This window comes from Bradyrhizobium sp. 141, from assembly GCF_023074055.1.
Lineage (GTDB): Bacteria > Pseudomonadota > Alphaproteobacteria > Rhizobiales > Xanthobacteraceae > Bradyrhizobium.
In genome coordinates this window covers 219081-237054 of the sequence record NZ_JADPKR010000115.1, presented here as the reverse complement: position 1 = coordinate 237054, position 17974 = coordinate 219081, and the positions used below count along the sequence as shown (strand labels likewise).

19 protein-coding genes are annotated in these 17974 nt (G+C 65.1%); 8 read left to right on the top strand and 11 right to left on the bottom strand.

What is annotated here, in order from left to right:
- Positions 1-50: 50 nt before the first annotated feature.
- Complete coding sequence (gene rimO, locus IVA81_RS39775) at positions 51-1376, bottom strand: 30S ribosomal protein S12 methylthiotransferase RimO (protein ID WP_247329817.1); 1326 nt, start codon at positions 1374-1376, stop codon at positions 51-53.
- 110 nt (positions 1377-1486) lie between these two features.
- On the opposite strand from rimO, the gene IVA81_RS39770 reads away from it, so the two are divergent.
- The 5 genes from IVA81_RS39770 (at position 1487) to IVA81_RS39750 (ending at position 7466) form a co-directional block, all read left to right on the top strand.
- Positions 1487-2077, top strand: a complete 591-nt coding sequence (locus tag IVA81_RS39770) for an ANTAR domain-containing protein (protein WP_008564898.1) — start codon at positions 1487-1489, stop codon at positions 2075-2077.
- Entirely contained in the window at positions 2074-3237 is a 1164-nt protein-coding gene (locus IVA81_RS39765; RefSeq protein WP_247329814.1) for a CmpA/NrtA family ABC transporter substrate-binding protein, read from the top strand. Before IVA81_RS39770 ends, IVA81_RS39765 begins: the two co-directional genes overlap by 4 nt.
- Positions 3238-3573: 336 nt before the next feature.
- Entirely contained in the window at positions 3574-5358 is a 1785-nt protein-coding gene (locus IVA81_RS39760; RefSeq protein WP_247329811.1) for a NirA family protein, read from the top strand.
- Positions 5355-6965, top strand: coding sequence for a sulfite reductase subunit alpha (locus IVA81_RS39755; protein WP_247329809.1), 1611 nt, complete (start codon positions 5355-5357; stop codon positions 6963-6965). The genes IVA81_RS39760 and IVA81_RS39755 overlap by 4 nt, the downstream gene beginning before the upstream one ends.
- Positions 6966-7313: 348 nt before the next feature.
- On the top strand, positions 7314-7466 hold the full coding sequence (locus tag IVA81_RS39750; protein ID WP_198172553.1) for a hypothetical protein: 153 nt from the start codon (positions 7314-7316) through the stop codon (positions 7464-7466).
- A gap of 111 nt (positions 7467-7577) precedes the next feature.
- On the opposite strand, the gene IVA81_RS39745 is transcribed toward IVA81_RS39750, so the two are convergent.
- Genes IVA81_RS39745 through pxpB form a run of 3 tightly spaced genes read right to left on the bottom strand, consistent with a single transcriptional unit; the run spans position 7578 to position 10146 of the window.
- Positions 7578-8348 carry a 5-oxoprolinase subunit PxpA gene (locus tag IVA81_RS39745; RefSeq protein WP_247329806.1) on the bottom strand — a complete coding sequence of 257 codons (771 nt, stop codon included), beginning with the start codon at positions 8346-8348 and terminating at the stop codon, positions 7578-7580.
- Between the two features lie 32 nt (positions 8349-8380).
- A complete protein-coding gene (locus tag IVA81_RS39740; protein ID WP_247329803.1) occupies positions 8381-9418 on the bottom strand; it encodes a biotin-dependent carboxyltransferase family protein in 1038 nt (345 codons plus the stop codon).
- Entirely contained in the window at positions 9415-10146 is a 732-nt protein-coding gene (pxpB, locus tag IVA81_RS39735) for a 5-oxoprolinase subunit PxpB (protein ID WP_247329801.1), read from the bottom strand. The genes IVA81_RS39740 and pxpB overlap by 4 nt, the downstream gene beginning before the upstream one ends.
- Before the next feature lie 249 nt (positions 10147-10395).
- On the opposite strand from pxpB, the gene IVA81_RS39730 reads away from it, so the two are divergent.
- Positions 10396-11094, top strand: coding sequence for a ribonuclease activity regulator RraA (locus IVA81_RS39730; protein ID WP_008129640.1), 699 nt, complete (start codon positions 10396-10398; stop codon positions 11092-11094).
- A gap of 17 nt (positions 11095-11111) precedes the next feature.
- Positions 11112-11516: a cupin domain-containing protein gene (locus IVA81_RS39725; RefSeq protein WP_247329780.1), complete on the top strand. Its 405-nt coding sequence runs from the start codon at positions 11112-11114 to the stop codon at positions 11514-11516.
- Between the two features lie 133 nt (positions 11517-11649).
- On the opposite strand, the gene IVA81_RS39720 is transcribed toward IVA81_RS39725, so the two are convergent.
- The 4 genes from IVA81_RS39720 to IVA81_RS39705 form a co-directional block, all read right to left on the bottom strand.
- A complete protein-coding gene (locus IVA81_RS39720; protein ID WP_247329777.1) occupies positions 11650-12006 on the bottom strand; it encodes a hypothetical protein in 357 nt (118 codons plus the stop codon).
- 178 nt (positions 12007-12184) lie between these two features.
- Positions 12185-13045 carry a DUF2147 domain-containing protein gene (locus tag IVA81_RS39715; protein WP_247329774.1) on the bottom strand — a complete coding sequence of 287 codons (861 nt, stop codon included), beginning with the start codon at positions 13043-13045 and terminating at the stop codon, positions 12185-12187.
- A gap of 194 nt (positions 13046-13239) precedes the next feature.
- The gene (locus tag IVA81_RS39710) at positions 13240-13728 is read right to left on the bottom strand and encodes a hypothetical protein (protein ID WP_247329769.1); all 489 of its coding nucleotides are present in this window, start codon (positions 13726-13728) and stop codon (positions 13240-13242) included.
- Positions 13729-13741: 13 nt separating this feature from the next.
- Positions 13742-14533, bottom strand: a complete 792-nt coding sequence (locus IVA81_RS39705) for a transporter substrate-binding domain-containing protein (protein WP_247329748.1) — start codon at positions 14531-14533, stop codon at positions 13742-13744.
- Positions 14534-14647: 114 nt separating this feature from the next.
- On the opposite strand from IVA81_RS39705, the gene IVA81_RS39700 reads away from it, so the two are divergent.
- Complete coding sequence (locus IVA81_RS39700) at positions 14648-15151, top strand: DUF1993 domain-containing protein (RefSeq protein ID WP_247330327.1); 504 nt, start codon at positions 14648-14650, stop codon at positions 15149-15151.
- On the opposite strand, the gene IVA81_RS39695 is transcribed toward IVA81_RS39700, so the two are convergent.
- From IVA81_RS39695 to ugpC, 3 genes are all read right to left on the bottom strand, one after another.
- Complete coding sequence (locus tag IVA81_RS39695; protein ID WP_247329742.1) at positions 15148-15675, bottom strand: hypothetical protein; 528 nt, start codon at positions 15673-15675, stop codon at positions 15148-15150. The two genes, IVA81_RS39700 and IVA81_RS39695, sit on opposite strands and share 4 nt — an antisense overlap.
- A 170-nt stretch (positions 15676-15845) precedes the next feature.
- On the bottom strand, positions 15846-16835 hold the full coding sequence (locus tag IVA81_RS39690) for a hydroxyacid dehydrogenase (RefSeq protein ID WP_247329723.1): 990 nt from the start codon (positions 16833-16835) through the stop codon (positions 15846-15848).
- Between the two features lie 33 nt (positions 16836-16868).
- Positions 16869-17969 (bottom strand): sn-glycerol-3-phosphate ABC transporter ATP-binding protein UgpC, encoded by a 1101-nt coding sequence (gene ugpC / locus IVA81_RS39685; RefSeq protein WP_247329720.1) that lies wholly within the window; start codon positions 17967-17969, stop codon positions 16869-16871.
- Between the last annotated feature and the right edge of the window lie 5 nt (positions 17970-17974).

Sequence of the window (17974 nt, the reverse complement as noted above, 5' to 3'; positions counted from 1 at the left end):
CCGCGGAGGGATTCTGGATTGCGTCGCTACGCTCGCAATGACGGAGTGCCTCAGAACCCCGCGACGCTGCCGTGCAGATCGTATTGGTCGGCGCGCTCGATCTTCGCGGTGACGATCTCGCCGACGCGCAAGGGGCGGCGGCTCGAGAGGTAGACCGCGCCGTCGATTTCCGGCGCATCAGCCTTGGAGCGGCCTTTGGCCACCGTCGGGCCGACCTCGTCGATGATGATCTGCTGGCGCGTGCCGACCTTGCGCTTGAGCCGGCGCGCGGAGATCTTCTGCTGACGCGCCATCAGCGCGTTGTAGCGCTCCTGCTTGATCTCTTCCGGCACGGGGTTCTCGATCGCATTCGACGTGGCGCCGGCAACGGGCTCGTATTTGAAGCAGCCGAGGCGATCGATCTCGGCTTCGTCCAGCCAGTCGAGCAGATAGGCGAAGTCGGCGTCGGTCTCGCCGGGGAAGCCGACGATGAAGGTCGAGCGCAAAGCGAGATCCGGACATTCCTCGCGCCAACGCTTGATCCGCGCCAGCGTCTTGTCCTGCGCCGCCGGACGCTTCATCGCCTTCAGCACTTCGGGGCTCGCATGCTGGAACGGGATGTCGAGATAGGGCAGCACCTTGCCCTCGTTCATCAGCGCGATGACCTCGTCGACATGCGGGTAGGGGTAGACATATTGCAGCCGGACCCAGGCGCCGAGTTCGCCGAGCTCGCGTGCGAGATCGAGGAATCTGGCGCGGACCTGGCGATCCTTCCACGGGCTCTCGGCATATTTGAGATCGACGCCGTAGGCCGAGGTGTCCTGCGAGATCACCAGCAATTCTTTGACGCCGGCGCCGACGAGACGCTCGGCCTCGCGCAGCACGTCATTGGCCGGACGCGAGACCAGATCGCCGCGCAGCTTCGGGATGATGCAGAAGGTGCAGCGGTTGTTGCAGCCTTCGGAGATCTTCAAATACGCGTAGTGCCGCGGCGTCAGCTTGATGCCCTGAGGCGGCAACAGGTCGAGATGCGGATTGTGGGCGGGCGGCAGCGCGCGGTGCACGGCGTCGAGGACGCTCTCATATTGCTGCGGGCCGGTGATGGAGAGCACGCCGGGATAGGCCTGCTCGATCTGCTCGGGTTCCGCGCCCATGCAACCCGTTACGATCACCTTGCCGTTCTCGGCCATGGCCTCGCCGATCGCTGAGAGCGATTCCTGCTTGGCGCTGTCGAGGAAGCCGCAGGTGTTGACGATGACGATATCAGCCCCGTCATGCTTGCGGGCGAGCTCATAGCCCTCGGCGCGCAGGCGCGTGATGATACGCTCGGAATCCACCAATGCCTTGGGACACCCGAGCGACACGAAGCTGACCTTGGGTGCAGCCGTCTGATCCATATCTGATCTGCCTGATTGACCGGCCTGAGCTAGTCCCAATTGCCCACAATTACAACCCTTTGCAGGTCGTTCCGGCGTGCTATGGATGAATCACCTGCCGTGAGTGAGCTATGAGCGCCGAACAGTCGCCCAAAATCGTAATCGTCGACGAAAGCCCGATCCGGGCTGCGATCCTGGAGGAGGGATTGCGGGAGGCCGGATTCACGCAAGTCGTCCATATCCGCGAGATGCAGAGCCTGCTCGCCCGTATTTATGCGGTGGACCCCGACATCATCCTGATCGATCTGGAGAACCCCAGCCGCGACGTGCTGGAGGCGATGTTCCAGGTCAGCCGCGCCGTGAAACGGCCGATCGCGATGTTCGTGGACCAGAGCGATTCAGCCTCGATCCAGGCTTCGGTCGAGGCGGGGGTATCCGCCTACATCGTCGACGGGTTGAAGAAGGAGCGCATCAAGCCGATCCTCGACCTCTGCGTGTCCCGCTTCAACGCCTTCGCCAAGCTCCAGGAAGAGCTGGAGCGCACCAAGTCGCAGCTCGAGGACCGCAAGATCATCGAACGCGCCAAAGGCATCCTGATGAAGGTGAAGGGCCTCACCGAGGACGAGGCCTATGTGCTGCTGCGTTCCACGGCGATGCGCGAGAAGAAGAAAATCGGCGAGATCGCGCAGTCGATCATCACCGCGTCGGAGATGCTGAAATGACTGCTCCCCTCCGCATCGGGTTCATTCCTCTGGTCGATGCCGCAGCCATGATCGTTGCCGTGGACAAGGGGTTCGCCGCCGCCGAGGGGCTCGAGGTCGAGCTGGTGCGCGAAGTCTCCTGGTCCAACGTCCGCGACAAGCTCAATATCGGCCTGTTCGACGCCGCGCATCTGTTGGCGCCCGTGGCGATTGCGTCCTCGCTCGGGCTCGGTCACGTCAAGGTGCCGATCGCCGCGCCCTTCAATCTCGGCATCAACGGCAACGCGATCACGGTCTCGCCCGCGCTCCACGCAGCGCTGATGGAGGAGATCGAGGGCGATCGTTTCGATCCGCTCGCTACGGCGAAAGCGTTGGCGAAGGTGGTTGCCAAGCGCCGCAAGGCAGGGGCTGAGCCGCTCACCTTCGGCATGACCTTCCCGTTCTCGACCCACAATTACCAGCTGAGGTTCTGGATGGCCGCGGCCGGCGTCGATCCCGACGAGGACGTGCGCCTCGTGGTGCTGCCGCCGCCTTACATGGTCGACAGCCTCGCCAATGGCCATGTCGATGCATTCTGCGTCGGCGCGCCCTGGAATTCGGTCGCGGTCGATCTCGGCATCGGTCACATCCTGCATTTCGTCTCCGACATCCTGGTGCATGCGGCGGAGAAGGTGCTGGCGGTTCGCCAGGTCTGGGCCGACAAGCATCCGGACGTGGTCGCCAGCCTGATACGCGCGGCGGTGAAGGGGGCCGAGTTCATCGAGAACCCTGCGAACCTCGCCGAGGCGGCGCATATCCTCGCGCAACCCGAGCGGATCGGCGTCGACGCCGAGGTCATCCAGCGTACCCTGACAGGACGCCTGAAGATTTCCCCTGATGGCACCTTGCGCGAAAGCAGCCGCTACCTTCTGGTGGGGCGGGAGGAGGCAGGGCGCCCCGATCCGGTTCAGGCCGCCTGGCTCTACGCACAGATGGTGCGTTGGGGGCAGACCGCGCTCAGTCCGGAGGGTGTCAAGACGGCGATGGCCGTGTTCAGGCCCGACCTTTACGATGCGGCCCTCGGCCGCCGGCCGCCCGAGCAGGCGCCCGCCGCGTTCGGGGCATTCGCCGGCCCAGTTTTTGATCCCGACAACATCCGGGGGCATCTCGAGGCTTTTGAGCTCGGGCGCTGGAAGGCCTGATTCGAGTCTGCATCGTTTTTAAGCACGCAAGTTCAGCGCCTAAATATTGATCAGGGTGCTCGAATTTCGTGAAAGTGCGTAGCCCGGGATTTTCCGGGCACGCGCCTAATCAGCTGAAAAGACAGAGCTTTCCATTTTTGCCAAGCTGGCACGCAACTTGAATGTTGCAGTGCGGCCAGCTTGTCACAGGTGCCTGCTGAGCCGAGTCCCGCAGCAACGAAGCTGATCGGACCGTTGGGTGGCTAGGCCGGCTCTCAGGGCCAGCAAGGTTGCTCGCGGGTCGCGCCAATTTCCGTCGAAGCCACTGAGGTGGCCGCAGGAGCTTCGTTACCGACCATGAAAATCGATACGCTCGCAGTCGACTTTACCGACGAGCAGAAACGCTATCTCGAAGGCTTCACGACCGGTCTGCAGATCAGCAAGGTCGGGCGCGGTCTCGGCGGCGCCGCCGCCGGTAAGGCGAGCACCGAGCCGACCGGTCCCGATGCCGTGCACATCAAGGCGCAGGACAAGGTCGTCGCGTCCGGCAAGAAGCTCGCCGACCAGGAGAAGTTCAAGCGCGACGAGCATCCCTTCGATGCCTATCCGCGGCTGCGCCAGCAGGCGCACGACAACACGCCGCCGAGCCCGGCGGACAATTTCCGCTGGCGCTATTACGGCATCTTCTACGTCGCGCCGACGCAGGACTCCTATATGAGCCGCCTGCGGATTCCGAACGGCATCATGAAGCACTGGCAGATGTCCGGCCTTGCCGATCTCGCCGACGAATTGTGCGGCCCGTATAGCCACGTCACGACGCGCGCCAATCTCCAGCTGCGCGAGATCCCGCCGAAGAACGCGGTGAAGCTGATCGAGGGCATCCAGGACCTCGGCCTGTGCTCGCGCGGCTCCGGCGCCGACAACATTCGCAACGTGACGGGAACGCCGACGGCGGGCATCGATCCGCAGGAAATCATCGACACGCGGCCCTATGCGCGCGAGTGGCACTACCACATCCTCAACGATCGCTCGCTCTACGGCCTGCCGCGCAAATTCAACGTCGCCTTCGACGGGGCCGGCAGGATCGCCGTGCTCGAGGAGACCAACGACATCGCGTTCACGGCCTATGAGGTGAAGGACGGTTTTGGCGTCGAGCCCGGAATCTGGTTCCGCCTCGGTCTCGGCGGCATCACCGGCCACAAGGACTTCGCCAAATATTCGGGCATCATCGTCAAGCCGGAGCAGGCGACTGCTGTTGCCGACGCCATCGTGCGCGTGTTCATCGACCATGGCGACCGCACCAACCGCAACAAGGCGCGGCTGAAATATGTGCTCGACGCCATGGGCCATGACGGCTTCCTCAAGCTGGTCGAGGAACGGCTGAAGACGCCGTTCACGCGCGTGCCCGAAGAGGCATTTCTTCCGCGGCCCGCAGCAGACCGCATGGCGCATGTCGGCGTGCACAAGCAGAAGCAGGACGGCCTCAACTGGCTCGGCGTGTCACTGACGCTCGGCAAGCTCAGCTGCGAGCAGATGCGGGGCCTTGCCAAGGTTTCGCGCGACCTCGGCGACGGCGAGATCCGTCTCACGGTCTGGCAGAACCTGCTGATTTCGGGCGTGCGCGACGAGAATGTCGAGCTTGCCATCGCGGCCATCAAGCAGATCGGGCTCGCGGTCGAAGCCTCGCATATCCGCGCCGGCCTGATCGCCTGCACCGGCAATGCCGGCTGCCGCTTCGCCGCGGCGAATACCAAGCGCCATGCCGCCGAGATCGGCGACTGGTGCGAGCCGCGCGTGGCGATGGACAAGCCGGTCAACATCCACGTCACCGGCTGCCATCATTCCTGCGCGCAGCATTACATCAGCGACATCGGCCTGATCGGTGCGCGCGTGCCTGTCAACGAGGACGACACCGTTGAGGGCTATCACCTCTTCACCGGCGGCGGGTTCGGCCCCGACGCCGATGTCGGCCAGGAGGTCTATCACGACCTCAAGGCCGACGATGCGCCAAAGACGGTCGAGGCACTGCTCAAGGCCTATATCGCCCATCGCGCGTCTCCCGACGAAACCTTCCTCTCCTTTGCGCGCCGCCATGACGGCGAAACGCTGCGCAAGCTTGCCGATGCACAGGTGTCCGCATGAACCAGATCACCCCTCCGCCCAGGCTCGACATCATTCCCGCCAGCGCACCGTTCTCCGATGCGCAGCGCTCCTGGCTGAACGGCTTCTTCGCCGGGCTGCTGTCGCCTGACGTCGCCGCGCCGCTGTCGGCAGAGCAGGGCGCTGCCGTCATGCAAGGTGCTGCCGGCGACGGTGACGACGGCGAAGCGCCCTGGCATGACCAGACCATGCCGATCGCCGATCGGATGAAGCTCGCCGAGGGGCGCCCGGTGCGCCGCAAGTTGATGGCGGCGATGGCGCAGCAGGATTGCGGCCAGTGCGGCTACAATTGCCACGACTATTCGGAGGCGATCGCCAGCCGCAGCGAAGCGCGGCTCAATCTCTGCGTCCCCGGCGGCAAGGAAACCGCGCGGATGCTGAAGTCGCTGTACGAAGAGCTCGACAAGGCCCCGGCGGCCAAAGCGGCGGACAAGCCGGACGCTCCGGCGCCGGCCGTGACGGTGACGATCGCAGAGCCGGGCCGCTCGCGCGACAACCCTGTTGCCGCGACCTTCCTGTCGCGCCGCCTGCTCAACAAGGGGAAGTCGGAGAAGGAAACTTATCACGTCGAGTTCGATCTCTCCGAGAGCAAGCTCGACTATGTCGTCGGCGACAGCTTTGGTGTGTTCGCGCGCAACGATGTCGGCCTCGTCGACCAGATCATCGCCCTGCTCGGCGCCTCCCACACCACCAAGGTCAACGGCAAGACGCTGCGCGAGGTGCTGATCGACGACGTCTCGCTGTGGCCGGCGCCCGACACGCTGTTCGAGCTGATCTCCTTCATCACCGGCGGCGCGGCGCGCGAGAAGGCGCGGGCGCTGGCGCAGGGGGAGGATCCCGATGGCGATGCCGCCACCCTCGACGTGATGGCGGCGCTGCAGAAGTTTTCCGGCACGCGGCCGCATCCGGAGGCCTTCGTCGAAGCGCTGGAGCCGCTCCAGCCGCGGCTCTACTCGATCTCGTCCTCGCACAATGCAACACCCAGTAAGCTTTCGCTGACCGTCGATTCCGTGCGCTACGTCGTCGGCAAGCGCAAGCGTCTCGGCGTCGCCTCGACCTTCCTCGGCGAGCGCATCAACGAGGGCGAGAATCTCAAGGTGTACGTGCAGAAGGCGCACGGCTTCGGCCTGCCGCAGGATCCGAAGACGCCCGTCATCATGATCGGTCCCGGCACCGGCATCGCGCCGTTCCGCGCCTTCCTGCTCGACCGCAAGGCCACCGGCGCGCCCGGCAAGAACTGGCTGTTCTTCGGCCATCAGCGCAGCGACTGCGACTTCTTCTACCAGGAGGAGCTCAACGCGATGAAGACGTCGGGCCTGCTCACGCGCATGTCGCTGGCCTGGTCGCGCGACGGCGAGAAGAAGTTCTACGTGCAGGACCGCATGCGCGAGGTCGGCCGCGAGGTCTGGACCTGGCTCGCCGAAGGCGCGCATCTTTACATCTGCGGCGATGCCAAGCGCATGGCCAAGGACGTCGAGCGCGCGCTGGTCGACATCGTCGCCCAGTTCGGCGCGCGTTCGACCGATGAGGCCGTTAGTTTTGTCGCCGAGCTCAAGAAGACCGGCCGTTTCCAGGCTGACGTGTACTGAGACGCGGTGTGGGTCAGGGCAGGAAACCCATTTCGATTAGTTCGGTGCCGTAGGGTGGGCAAAGGCGCGCTCTCCGCGCGCCGTGCCCATCATCTCGTCATGATTGAGACAGGTGGTGGGCACGCTTCGCTTTGCCCTCCCTACGAGAGTTGTCATTCGGGTGTCATCTCGCCGGTTCCAACTGGCTCGGATTTGAACGAATAAGATTCTCGGAACCCAGGCCTGGAGAGAATTTACCTCTGCGATGCCGCCGCTTCGTAGCAGGCGCATCGCTATTTGCAATATCATCTTGCCTCCCGCCCTGGTTGATCCCTCATAATCCCGCAAATGGGGCGTTGGAGATCGACCATGCGCGAACTATCGGCGGAAGCCAGACTGCATTTCTACGCGCGCTCGCTCTCGCGGCAGACCCGGGCCAACGCCCATCATCTGGCGCTCTACAGCGCGTTTGCGGTTATCGCGGCAATCGTGCTCGGCTCGTTGTCGGTGCATCCGTTCTGACGGTCTCGTAGGGTGGGCAAAGGCGCGTAGCGCCGTGCCCACCAGCTTTCTCTGATACGACGAGATGGTGGGCGCGCTTCGCTTTGCCCACCCTACGGCACCTGTTGTGCCTCACGCCCCGCGCTTGAACGGCGCGACCTCGATCCCCGCAGCCTTCAACGCCTGACGCAAGCCGCGCGCGATGTCGACCGCGCCGGGCGTGTCGCCATGGATGCAGACCGTGTCGGTGCGCATCTTGATCACCTTGCCGGTCACCGACACCACCGCGCCGTCCTGCACCATGCGCACCACGCGATCGGCGATCGCCTTGGCATCGTGCAGCACCGCGCCGGGCTTCTTGCGCGAGACGAGATTGCCGTCGTCCTCATAGGCGCGATCGGCGAACACCTCGTGCACCATCGGCAAATTGGCCGCTTCGCCGGCCTTCACCAGCTTCGAATTGGCGAGCACGACGAAGATCAGGCTGGGATCGACCGCCTTGATGCCGTCCGCGATCGCCTTGGCCGTCATGTCGTCTTCGCAAGCGACATTGGACAGCGCGCCATGCGCCTTCACATGGGTGACCTTGTGGCCGGCGGCGGTCGCGATCGCCTGAAGCGCGCCGATCTGGTAGGCGACGAGGTTCTCGATCTCAGAGGCCTTCAGCCCCGCGATCGGATGCCGGCCGAAGCCGTGCAGGTCGCGATAGCCAGGATGTGCGCCGACCGAGACGCCGCGCGCCTTCGCCAGCTCCACTGTCCGGCGCATGATGTCGGGATCGCCGGCATGGAAGCCGCAGGCGACATTGACCGAGCTTGCCAGCTCGATCATCGCGGCGTCGTTGCCCATCTCCCACGCGCCAAAACCTTCGCCGAGGTCGCAATTAAGGTCGACTGTCTTCATGGGTGCTCTCCGCCTCTGGTTTTGTTGTTGCCTTAAGGCTCCGCGGTGACCTGCCACGTCCCGGCATCGACGGCGCTCACCGCATAGCCTGCAACGTTGGCATCGCTGAGCGCCTCGATGTTGAGCGCGACGGTATCGGAAGAGCGCAAGCGATCGGGCAGGGTCCGGATCAGTTGCGCGAATTTCTTCGCCTCGTCCTGCGCCTCGGTTATGCTGACGGCCTTGAAGCGGAATGCCGTTCCCGCCGAGGTCTGCGCGAGGCGGCCGACATCGGCCGTGATCACGGTTGCGATCTTCGGATAGCCGCCGGAGGTGCCGCGATCCATCATCAGCGCGATCGGCGCGCCGTTGCCGGGCACCTGGATGCTGCCGTTGACGGTGCCGTCGGAGACGATGTTGTGCCCGTGCAGATGCTTGATGGCGGGGCCCTCGAGCCGGTAGCCCATGCGGTCGGAAGTCGCCGAGATCTTCCACTCGCTTCCTAGGAACAGCGCCTTGTTGGCGTCGTCGAACTCGTCGTCCTGCGGGCCCAGCACCACACGGATCGGGTCGCTCACGGGCTTCGGCAGCTCGATCCGCAGCTCCGGCGCGCCGCTGGCGGCGTCAACGCTGAACGCGTCGCCGGCCTGCAGCGGGCGCGGGTAGGGGCTGCCGAGGCCAGCGCGCGCATTGACCGCGAGACTGCCGAATACCGGCTCGCCCTTGATGGCGCCTTCGATCGCCAGGTAGGTGAAGGCGCCGCTGCGGGCAAAGCCCAGCGTCAGCGTCTCGCCGTCCTTCAGCGTCACCGAATTGTCCATGGCGAGGGGGCTTCCGGCGACGTCCGCATTGCGCGGCGCGCCTGAAATCGCGACGCGCACGGCGCCATCACGCGCGGTGAAAGAGGCGCCGAACGGCCCGATCTCGACGGCGGCTGCGAACGGCTCATTGCCGACCAGCGTATTCGCCGCGGCAAGTGACAGCCGATCCATCGCCCCGCTCACCGTCAAGCCATAGCGCTGCGCACCGAGGCGGCCGCCATCCTGGACGGAGCTTGCAGGTCCGATGCTGGCGACGACGAGCCGGCTCATGCGTCCACCTGCTCGGCGACGATCTCGCCGGCTTCCGCGGCGCGGTCCAGTTCGTCGAAGGTCTTGTGGTCGATGGCGAAGAACGTCACGCGATCACCGGGCTCGGTGAGGAAGGTCGGGTTGCGGTGGAGCTGATAGGTCCGCACTGGCGTGCGGCCGAGCAGGTGCCAGCCGCTCGGCGCGGCGAGGCACTGGATCCCGGCCTGAATGCCGCCGATCGAGATCGTGCCGGCGGGCGTCAGCAGCCGCGGATTTTGCCGCCGTGACATGTGCAGGGATTTGTCGAGGCCGCTGAGATAGGACCAGCCCGGCGTGAAGCCGATCATGGCAACCTTGTAGTCGCCGCCAACGTGACGGGCGACGATGTCGTCTGGCGTGGTGTTCAGCGCCTTGGCGACATCATCGAGATCGATGCCGTGCTCGCCGCCATACGCGACGGGAATGCGCCAGCGGCGTGCCTTGGTCACCGGCGGTAACGGCCGGGTGGCGATCGGCAGGATCTTTTCGCCGAGCGCGTCGAAACCGATCTTGCCGGGATCGTAATGCACCAGCAGCGAGCGATAGGTCGGCACGGTCTCGGTGATGCCGTCGATGGGGCTTGCCGCGAGCGCCTTGTCCAGCGCCAGCACGCGCTGGTTGGCGTCGTCATCGATGGTGCGGCTGAACTCGACCGTGACGGCGCTGTCGCCACTGGGCAGAAGGCGGGGCGGGGGAAGCGTCGCGGCCATGAGCTGTCGAAGAGCTGTCGAAATCGGGAATGCGGCCCCCGACGTGGGAGTTCCGCCTCGTCCTGCTTCGCGCAAATGCGCCCGCTAGTCCAATAAATTAATACAAGGGGGCGCGATAAGGCCTTGTTATCGCGTCGCATAACGGCTCAGCCGCCCTGCGTTATTGGTGGCCTCTTCGCCCTTGACGCAAGAGCTGCGGCTCGCAAGATGCGCGCGTTCTTTCCCGCCATCCGGAGCTCGTTGTCATCCATGTCGCTGTCCCCCGAAGCCCGCAAGACCCTCGCCGGCATCACCACCGCCACCATCACCACGGTCCTGCTGAAGAAGGGCCTGCGCAATGTGTGGATGCGGGGCGCGCGGCCGCTGCGCCCGGGCCTGCCGCGCCTGGTGGGACCGGCCTTCACGCTGCGCTTCGTGCCGGCACGCGAGGATCTGGCGACGCCGGAATCCTGGTCGTCGCCGATCTCGACCCGCACCGCGATCGAGGCGATGCCGGACGGATGTATCGCCGTGGTCGATGCCATGGGCATCACCGATGCCGGCATCTTCGGCGACATTCTCTGCGCCCGCATGATGAAGCGCGGCGTCACCGCGCTCGTCACCGACGGCGTCGTGCGTGACGTCGAGGGCGTGCTCGGCACCAATCTTCCGGTGTGGTGCGACGGCTATGCCGCGCCGCCCTCCGTTGCCGGCCTGACCTTCGTCGGCTGGGGCGAGCCGATCGGCTGCGGCGGAGTTGCCGTTTTTCCGAACGACATCGTGGTCGCCGACCAGGACGGCTGCGTGCTGATCCCGCAGGCAATGCTCGATCACGTCCTCAACGAGGGCGTCGAGCAGGAGCGCATGGAAGCCTGGATCGTCAACGAGGTGAACAACGGCGCGGTGCTGCCGGGCCTCTATCCCATGAACGCCGAGACCAAGGCGCGCTACGCCGCCAGCAAGAAGTAACGGAAGCGAGGACCCCCATGGAGATCACTGTTGCAGGCACGCGGCCGACCCGCCGCGCGCCCAAGGAAAACTTCACCGGCACCGTGTGGCAGGACCCCGTCATCATGGCACCGGCGCCGGCACGGCTGAACTGCTCGCGCGTTGCCTTCGAGCCGGGCGCGCGCACCAACTGGCATCACCATCCGCTCGGGCAGACGCTCTACGTCATCTCCGGCGTCGGGCGCGTGCAGACCAAGGGCGGCCCTGTCAGGGAGATCCGTCCCGGCGACACCATCTGGATTCCGCCGGGCGAGTTGCACTGGCACGGGGCATCGCCGACCAACGGCATGTGCCACATCGCCATGCAGGAAGCGCTCGACGGCGTCTACTCGACCTGGCTTGAGCCGGTCACTGACGCAGAGTACGGAGCCGCGTTGGGCTAGCTTCTCGTGTCCCGTACAAGACGCGTCGCCTGAAGGCGAGGCGTCGCCGATCCGGGACCCAGGATTTGAGACCACGAACAGCGCTGGGTCCCGGCTCTGCGCAGCAACGCTGGCGCGTCCGGGCACGGCAAACCTACATCCTTTCCGCCGTCCACGTCCCCGTGCACAGGGGCCCGCGCCAGGTGCCGGAGCCCGAGGTGCCGCTGAGCCGTCCGAAGCCGACGGCACGCTTGATGCCGGTGCTCAGGGTGACATTGATGCTGCCGGCGTCCGCCACGCGGCCGGACGCCGTCACCGCGGTGCTGCTCGAGGCGATCTGCCCGTTGTTGATGCCGATCGCGACGGTCGCGCCGTTGCCGCAGGTCTCGCTCGATGACGAGATGCGGACATTCCATGTGCCGTCGAAAGTACTTGTCGCAGCATCAGCCTGCGCGAGCGGGAAGGCGATGGCGACGATGGTGGCGAAGAGACCTTTGCGAAAGCCGTTCATGACACGCCCCTGTGGGTGACCATGCGGGGAACATGGCACGGGCGCGGAACCGGCAATGTGAGGGCTATCACGCGAGCAGCAGGCTGTGTGATCTAGTGCACCTCGCACCGACAGCCGGGCAAAAGCAAAGGGGCCCGGATCGCGGGCCCCTTCCTCAATCAGAGCGTCGAGTCAAAACTCAGTTCACCCGCGTCCAGGTCTGTCCGCCGCAGAACATGCCGCCGAAGGCGCAGCCCTGCACGCGCAGGCGGTCGGTGCCCTTCATTGCGATCGTCGAATCATAGGTTGAGCCGGAGTTCGGATCGAGGATGCGGCCGGACCATTTCTGGTCCTTGCTCGGCTTCATGTTGATCAGAACCTGCTCGCCATTCTGGTTCGATTTGCTGTCGACCGAATAGCCGCACAGATTGCTGCCGCATTGCTCGATGCGGACCTTGCCTTCCTTCTCCTCGGTGAGCCAAACGCCGAGCGGTGAAGTGAGGTCCCGCGTGGGCGCGGCTGCGGGAGCCGGCGGCGCGACGGCGGCGGCCTGAACGGGGGCAGGGGCCGGCGCGGGCGGCGGAGACGGGGCCGCCGGAGGTGCCGCGGCCACTGTCGGAGCTGGCGGCGGGGCCGCTGCGGGAGCTGCCTGCTGCTCGACCGGCGCAGCTGCCGGAGGGGGCGCGGGCGGCGGCAGGACAGCTGTGCTGGCCGGCGCATTGCTGGCGGTCGCGGCCGGAGGCGGAGCCGGCGATGGTGCTGCGGCAGCGGGTGCAGGCGCGGCGGCGGACGGTGGGGCAGTCGGGGCGGGAGCCGCAGGCGCGGCCGGCGTTTGCGGCTCAATCGTGGCTTGCTGCGGTGCCTGCTGGCCCGGGGTCGCCTCGTTCTTCTTGGCCTTCTTGGCCTTGCCCTGGCCCGTGTTGTCGTACACGCCCGGGATCTGCACCGTGCCGCGGTCCGGATCAATCCGGATGGTGCGCCCGCCATATTCGAAAGTGTACTGTGCTTGAGCAGCTGTACTCGCCAAAAGGAATGCGGCCGCGGCCAACAGCTTCCTCATTTCCATCTCCTGAGCAGATAGTCCCCGGACCGACGCTTACGCCCCGACTCGATCGCAAAAAGTGATCTAGATCACTGTTCTCGGTATGAGTCGTGCTCGCGCCGACCTTGGTTCAATAACGCCGAACTCTGCCTGGAGTTGGGCGGGGCGGCGCCCGCTCGGCGCCTGATCAGCGAAAATTCAGCGCGCCCCGTCTACTTCCGCGGACAACCCGCATTGGCCGCCTGTTGGGCGCGGGCAAGCGCTACGTCGTTCGCCTTATCGGCATGAACATCGACCGAACCAACGAGGCAGGCATTTGCGCCGCTGATCGCGAACACGGAGAGCTCCTGGAGCTCCTTCTCATCGTCGTCGACCCGTCGCCAGGTGCGGATCACCGCGGCCCTTGGTATGCCGGCACGCATGATCCATTGCACCTTTTCGCCAAACGACTTGCCGGCGCCGCGCCATTGCGCGGTCGGCCCGGACACCTTCTCGATTTTGCTCCGAGGCGCAATCGTGACCGATACGATGTTGCCTTCGTCGGCAAAGCTCACCACGTAACCGGCCGGACCCGGGCAGGTCCACAGACTGAGTTCTTTTGTCGACTCGTCCTTGCATGCCGGCCCGGTCGCGGGTGTGAACCTCGACTGTGCGAGCGCACCGTGGACCCCGCTGATCCCGAGCACAATTGCGACCGCCAATTCCCTTCGCATGTCAGTCGAACCAGGCGGCGTAGATCTTCTTGTAGCTGCCGTCTTCCATGGAAATGTGCAGCCATTGGTCGACGAAAGCCTTCAGCGCCATGTCGCGCTGGAGCCAGTAGGCCTTCTCGGAGAAGTCGAATGGTTTTTCGGGATGCACCGCGCAGAGCACGCCGGCGTGCTGCTTCTGCTGGTAGCGCGTCTCGGAGGCGTCCGTCATCATCAGATCGGCGTTGCCTTTGGCGATCTCGTCGAAGATCACGGTGTTGTCGGGGAAGACGGTGATCTCGGCGTCCTTGACATTGGCGCGTGCGAAACGCTCGTTGGTGCCGCCGGGATTGACGATCACGCGGGTGCCCTTCTTGTCGATGTCCGGAAGCGTCTGGTACTTGCCGACGTCGGCGCAGCGCGTGATCGGCGTCTTGCCCTCGCGCATGATCGGTGTCGAGAAGAGTCCCTTCTTCTGCCGGTCGAGCGTGACCGAGACGCCGCCCATCGCGATGTCGAACTGGTCGGCCTCGAAATCCTTCATCAGCTTCGGCCAGGCCGTCGGCACGAACTCGACCTTGACCCCGAGCGCCTTGCCGAGCGCTTCCGCCATGTCGACGTCGAAGCCGCTGAATTGTTGCGTGGTCTTGTCCAGATAGGTGAACGGCTTGTAGTCGCCGGTCATGCCGACGCGCAGGGTGCCGCGCTTGACGATCTCGTCGAGGCGCGAGGGCGCCTGCTGCGCGTGAGCCGAAAGATTTGCCAGCAACGCCACGGCCACAGCCGCCAAGATTCGAACAGCCCTTCGAACGATCATCTCTTTTCCACCCATGCCCGAGCTGTCATTGTGCAGCTCTTGAGGTGTGGATTTAGACCAGATGCCCGTCGCTGGCGAGGCGGAATTGAAGGGAATTCAGAGGTGACGATCTCGATGTACGAGGCCTCGGTCGGCCTCTTCGTGCCGTACTTGCGAAATCTGTCGGCACTGCTCGACAAGAGCGTTGCCTATGCCGAGGCCCGCAAGTTCAACCCGGCGATCCTGCTCGGCATGCGAATGGCGCCGAACATGTACGATCTGGCGCAGCAGGTCGGCGAGGCCTGCCGTCATGCCACGGTTGCTCCGGCCTTGCTGGCCGGGCGCGAGCCTGTGGCGCTGCCGGTGCTGGAGCACGACATGGCCGGGCTCCAGGCGCGCATCGCGACGGCGATCGAGTTCATCGAAAGCCTGCCGCGCGCGGAGATCGACGCGGCGGCGGAACGGAATCTCTTCTTCAAGCTGAAGAACGGCACCGAGCTGCCGTTCACCGGGCGGACGCTGCTGCTGACGTTCAGCGTGCCCCAGTTCTTCTTTCACGTCACGACGGCCTACGACCTGTTGCGGCACGCCGGCGTCGAGCTGGTGAAGCGGGACTTTCTTGGCCCGCGCGAGCGCTAGGCTTCGCCCTTGCGCTCGTAATCGGCGAGCGAGCTGCGGCCGGCGATCTCGCTGCGCAGCTCTTCGAAGCGCCGGTGCGCCTCGTCCTCCTGCGTGTCGACGAAATGCACCGCGGCCTCGCTCGTCATGGGGCCGCTGACCACGGGGACGGATTGCTCGCCGATGGTCTCGTGGACGTAGAACTGGTCGTCATCGCCGCGATGGACCGTCCATTTCAGCCGGATCGCGACCATCGGGCCGGGGCCGACCTTGCTGTAGCCGTCGGCATCGGTGTGCTCCGGCACCAGCGGCTGCTCTTCGACCACTGGATGCTCTTCGATTGACGGATGTTCGTCGACCGACGGATGCTCGTCGACGACCGAATATTCGTCGACGACCTGCTGTTCGTCGGAGTCGATGTGCTCGCGCTCTCCGGCGACCACGATCTCGGTTTCGGTCTTGCGAATGACGAGAACGGGCTCGGGATTCTCCAGGATGCTGGCGATGGTCGCCAGCGCGTGGTCGGTCGGGTCGATCTCTGACAAGGGTCCATCCTCCAGCTCGACGCGACGGCCAGTCTGTCCCACTGCCGCCGCGCTTCCGGCTCCATTACACGCGCTTGATTAAGGCTGAGTTGGGGCTCGATCTGCACCAAAATGGGACGCATTCTGGCCTTCCGAAGGCGGGCGGTATTGCCCGCCCGCCTTGGGCTCGTTCAGCCCAGCACGTCCTGATTGATGACGTTCTGCCGGATAGGATCGCCGTCCAGCACACTTAGGATGTTGCGCGCGGTCTGCTCGCTCATGCGCTGGACCGCCTCGACTGTCACGCCGGCAACGTGCGGGGCGATGATGACGTTGGGCAGGGCGAACAGTGCATTGCTGACCGGCGGCGGCTCCATCTCGAACACGTCGATCCCGGCGCCGGCGAGCTTGCCGGAGACCAGGGCGCCGTAAAGCGCGGCTTCCTTGACGATGCCGCCGCGTGCCGTGTTGATGAGATAGGAATTCGGCTTCATCCGGCCGATCCGCGCCGCGTCAAACAAGCCGATCGTCTCCGGCGTCTTCGGGCAGTGGATGGTGACGAAATCGGCGTGAGGCAGGGCGGCATCGAAGTCAGCGACAGGTTCGCAGCCGGCAGCCTTGATCTCAGAGGCAGGCTTGTAGGGATCGTAGACCTGCACGTTCATTTCCATCGCGAGGCACCGCTTGGCGGTACGGCTGCCGATGCGACCGAAGCCGATGACCAGTACGGTCTTGCCGTAGAGATCGAACGGCAGCATGCCGAGCCGGTCGGCCCATTTGCCGTCCCTGACGCAGGCGTGCAACTCCTGCGCACGCTTGGCGAGCGTCAGCATCATGAACAGCGCCGCTTCCGCGACCGAAGGAGAGTTCGCGCTGCCCGCAACCATCAGCGGCACCTTGCGGCGGGAGAGGGCGGGCACGTCGACGGCGTCATAGCCGACGCCGATGCGGGTCACCACCTGCATGCCGCGGGACGCCTCGAGCTCGGTCTCGCCGAAAGCGGTGGCGCCGAGTGCCACGCCGTGGACCGGCGCATGGCTCTTCAGCAAGGCCTCGAAATCCCCAGCCGAGATCAGGTTCGGAAACTCGACGAGCTCGATATCGTCCCGCTGGGTGAGAAGGGCGCGTGCCCCTTGCGACAAAGTTTGTGTAACGAAAATCTTCTTCTTGTTGGTCGCCATCGTCCCTGCCTGCGCGAGTTTCTTGGACCGGCGTCACAACACGACGCCGGTCGCCTCGTTTAGCAGGTGCATATTATTGAGGTCCATCGCCAAACGCATGGGTGCCCCGTCCTTGGCGCCGGCATTGGGATTGACGCGGCCGCAAACCGGCGTGCCGTCGAGCCCGAAATAGACCAGCGTCTCCATTCCCATCGGCTCGGTGACGTCGAGCACGGTGTCGAAGCTCTCGACGCCCGGCTCCAGATGCGCGTGCGACTCGGTGAGATGCTCGGGCCGGAGGCCGAGCAGCAGCTTGTCGGTGCGCGGCAGCGCATTGTAGCGCGCGGCACGGGCCGGCGGCAGCGCAAAGGCGATGCGGTCGGTGAGGCGGATCTGAAGCGTGCCGCCGACGTCCTCGAGCCGGCACGGCAGGAAGTTCATCGCGGGCGAGCCGATGAAGCCGGCGACGAAGCGCGTTGCCGGCTTGTGGTAGAGCTCGTTCGGCGTGCCGATCTGCTCGATACGGCCCTTGTTCATCACCACGACGCGATCGGCCAGCGTCATCGCCTCGACCTGGTCGTGGGTGACGTAGACCGTCGTGGTGCGCACCTTCTGGTGGACCTTCTTGATCTCGATCCGCATCTGCACGCGGAGTTTCGCATCGAGATTGGACAGCGGCTCGTCGAACAGGAAGACCTTTGGATTGCGCACGATGGCCCGGCCCATCGCGACGCGCTGGCGCTGGCCGCCGGAGAGCTGCTTCGGCTTGCGGTCGATCAGGTCGGTGATGTCGAGGAGGCGGGCGGCTTCCGTTACCCGCGCCTTGATCTCAGCCTTGGGGTAGTGCTTCAGGCGCAATCCGAACGACATGTTCTCCGCGACCGTCATGTGCGGGTAGAGCGCGTAGTTCTGGAACACCATCGCGATGTCGCGGTCCTTCGGCGGCACGTCGTTGACGACGTCGCCGTCGATCATGATGTCGCCGTCGCTGATGTCCTCGAGCCCCGCGATCATGCGCAGCGTCGTCGACTTGCCGCAGCCGGAGGGGCCGACCAACACGATGAACTCATGGTCGGCGATGTCGAGATCGATGCCGCGCACGGCTTCGACATCGTCGTAACGCTTAACTACCTTCCGCAAAGCAACGTCAGCCATCAGAC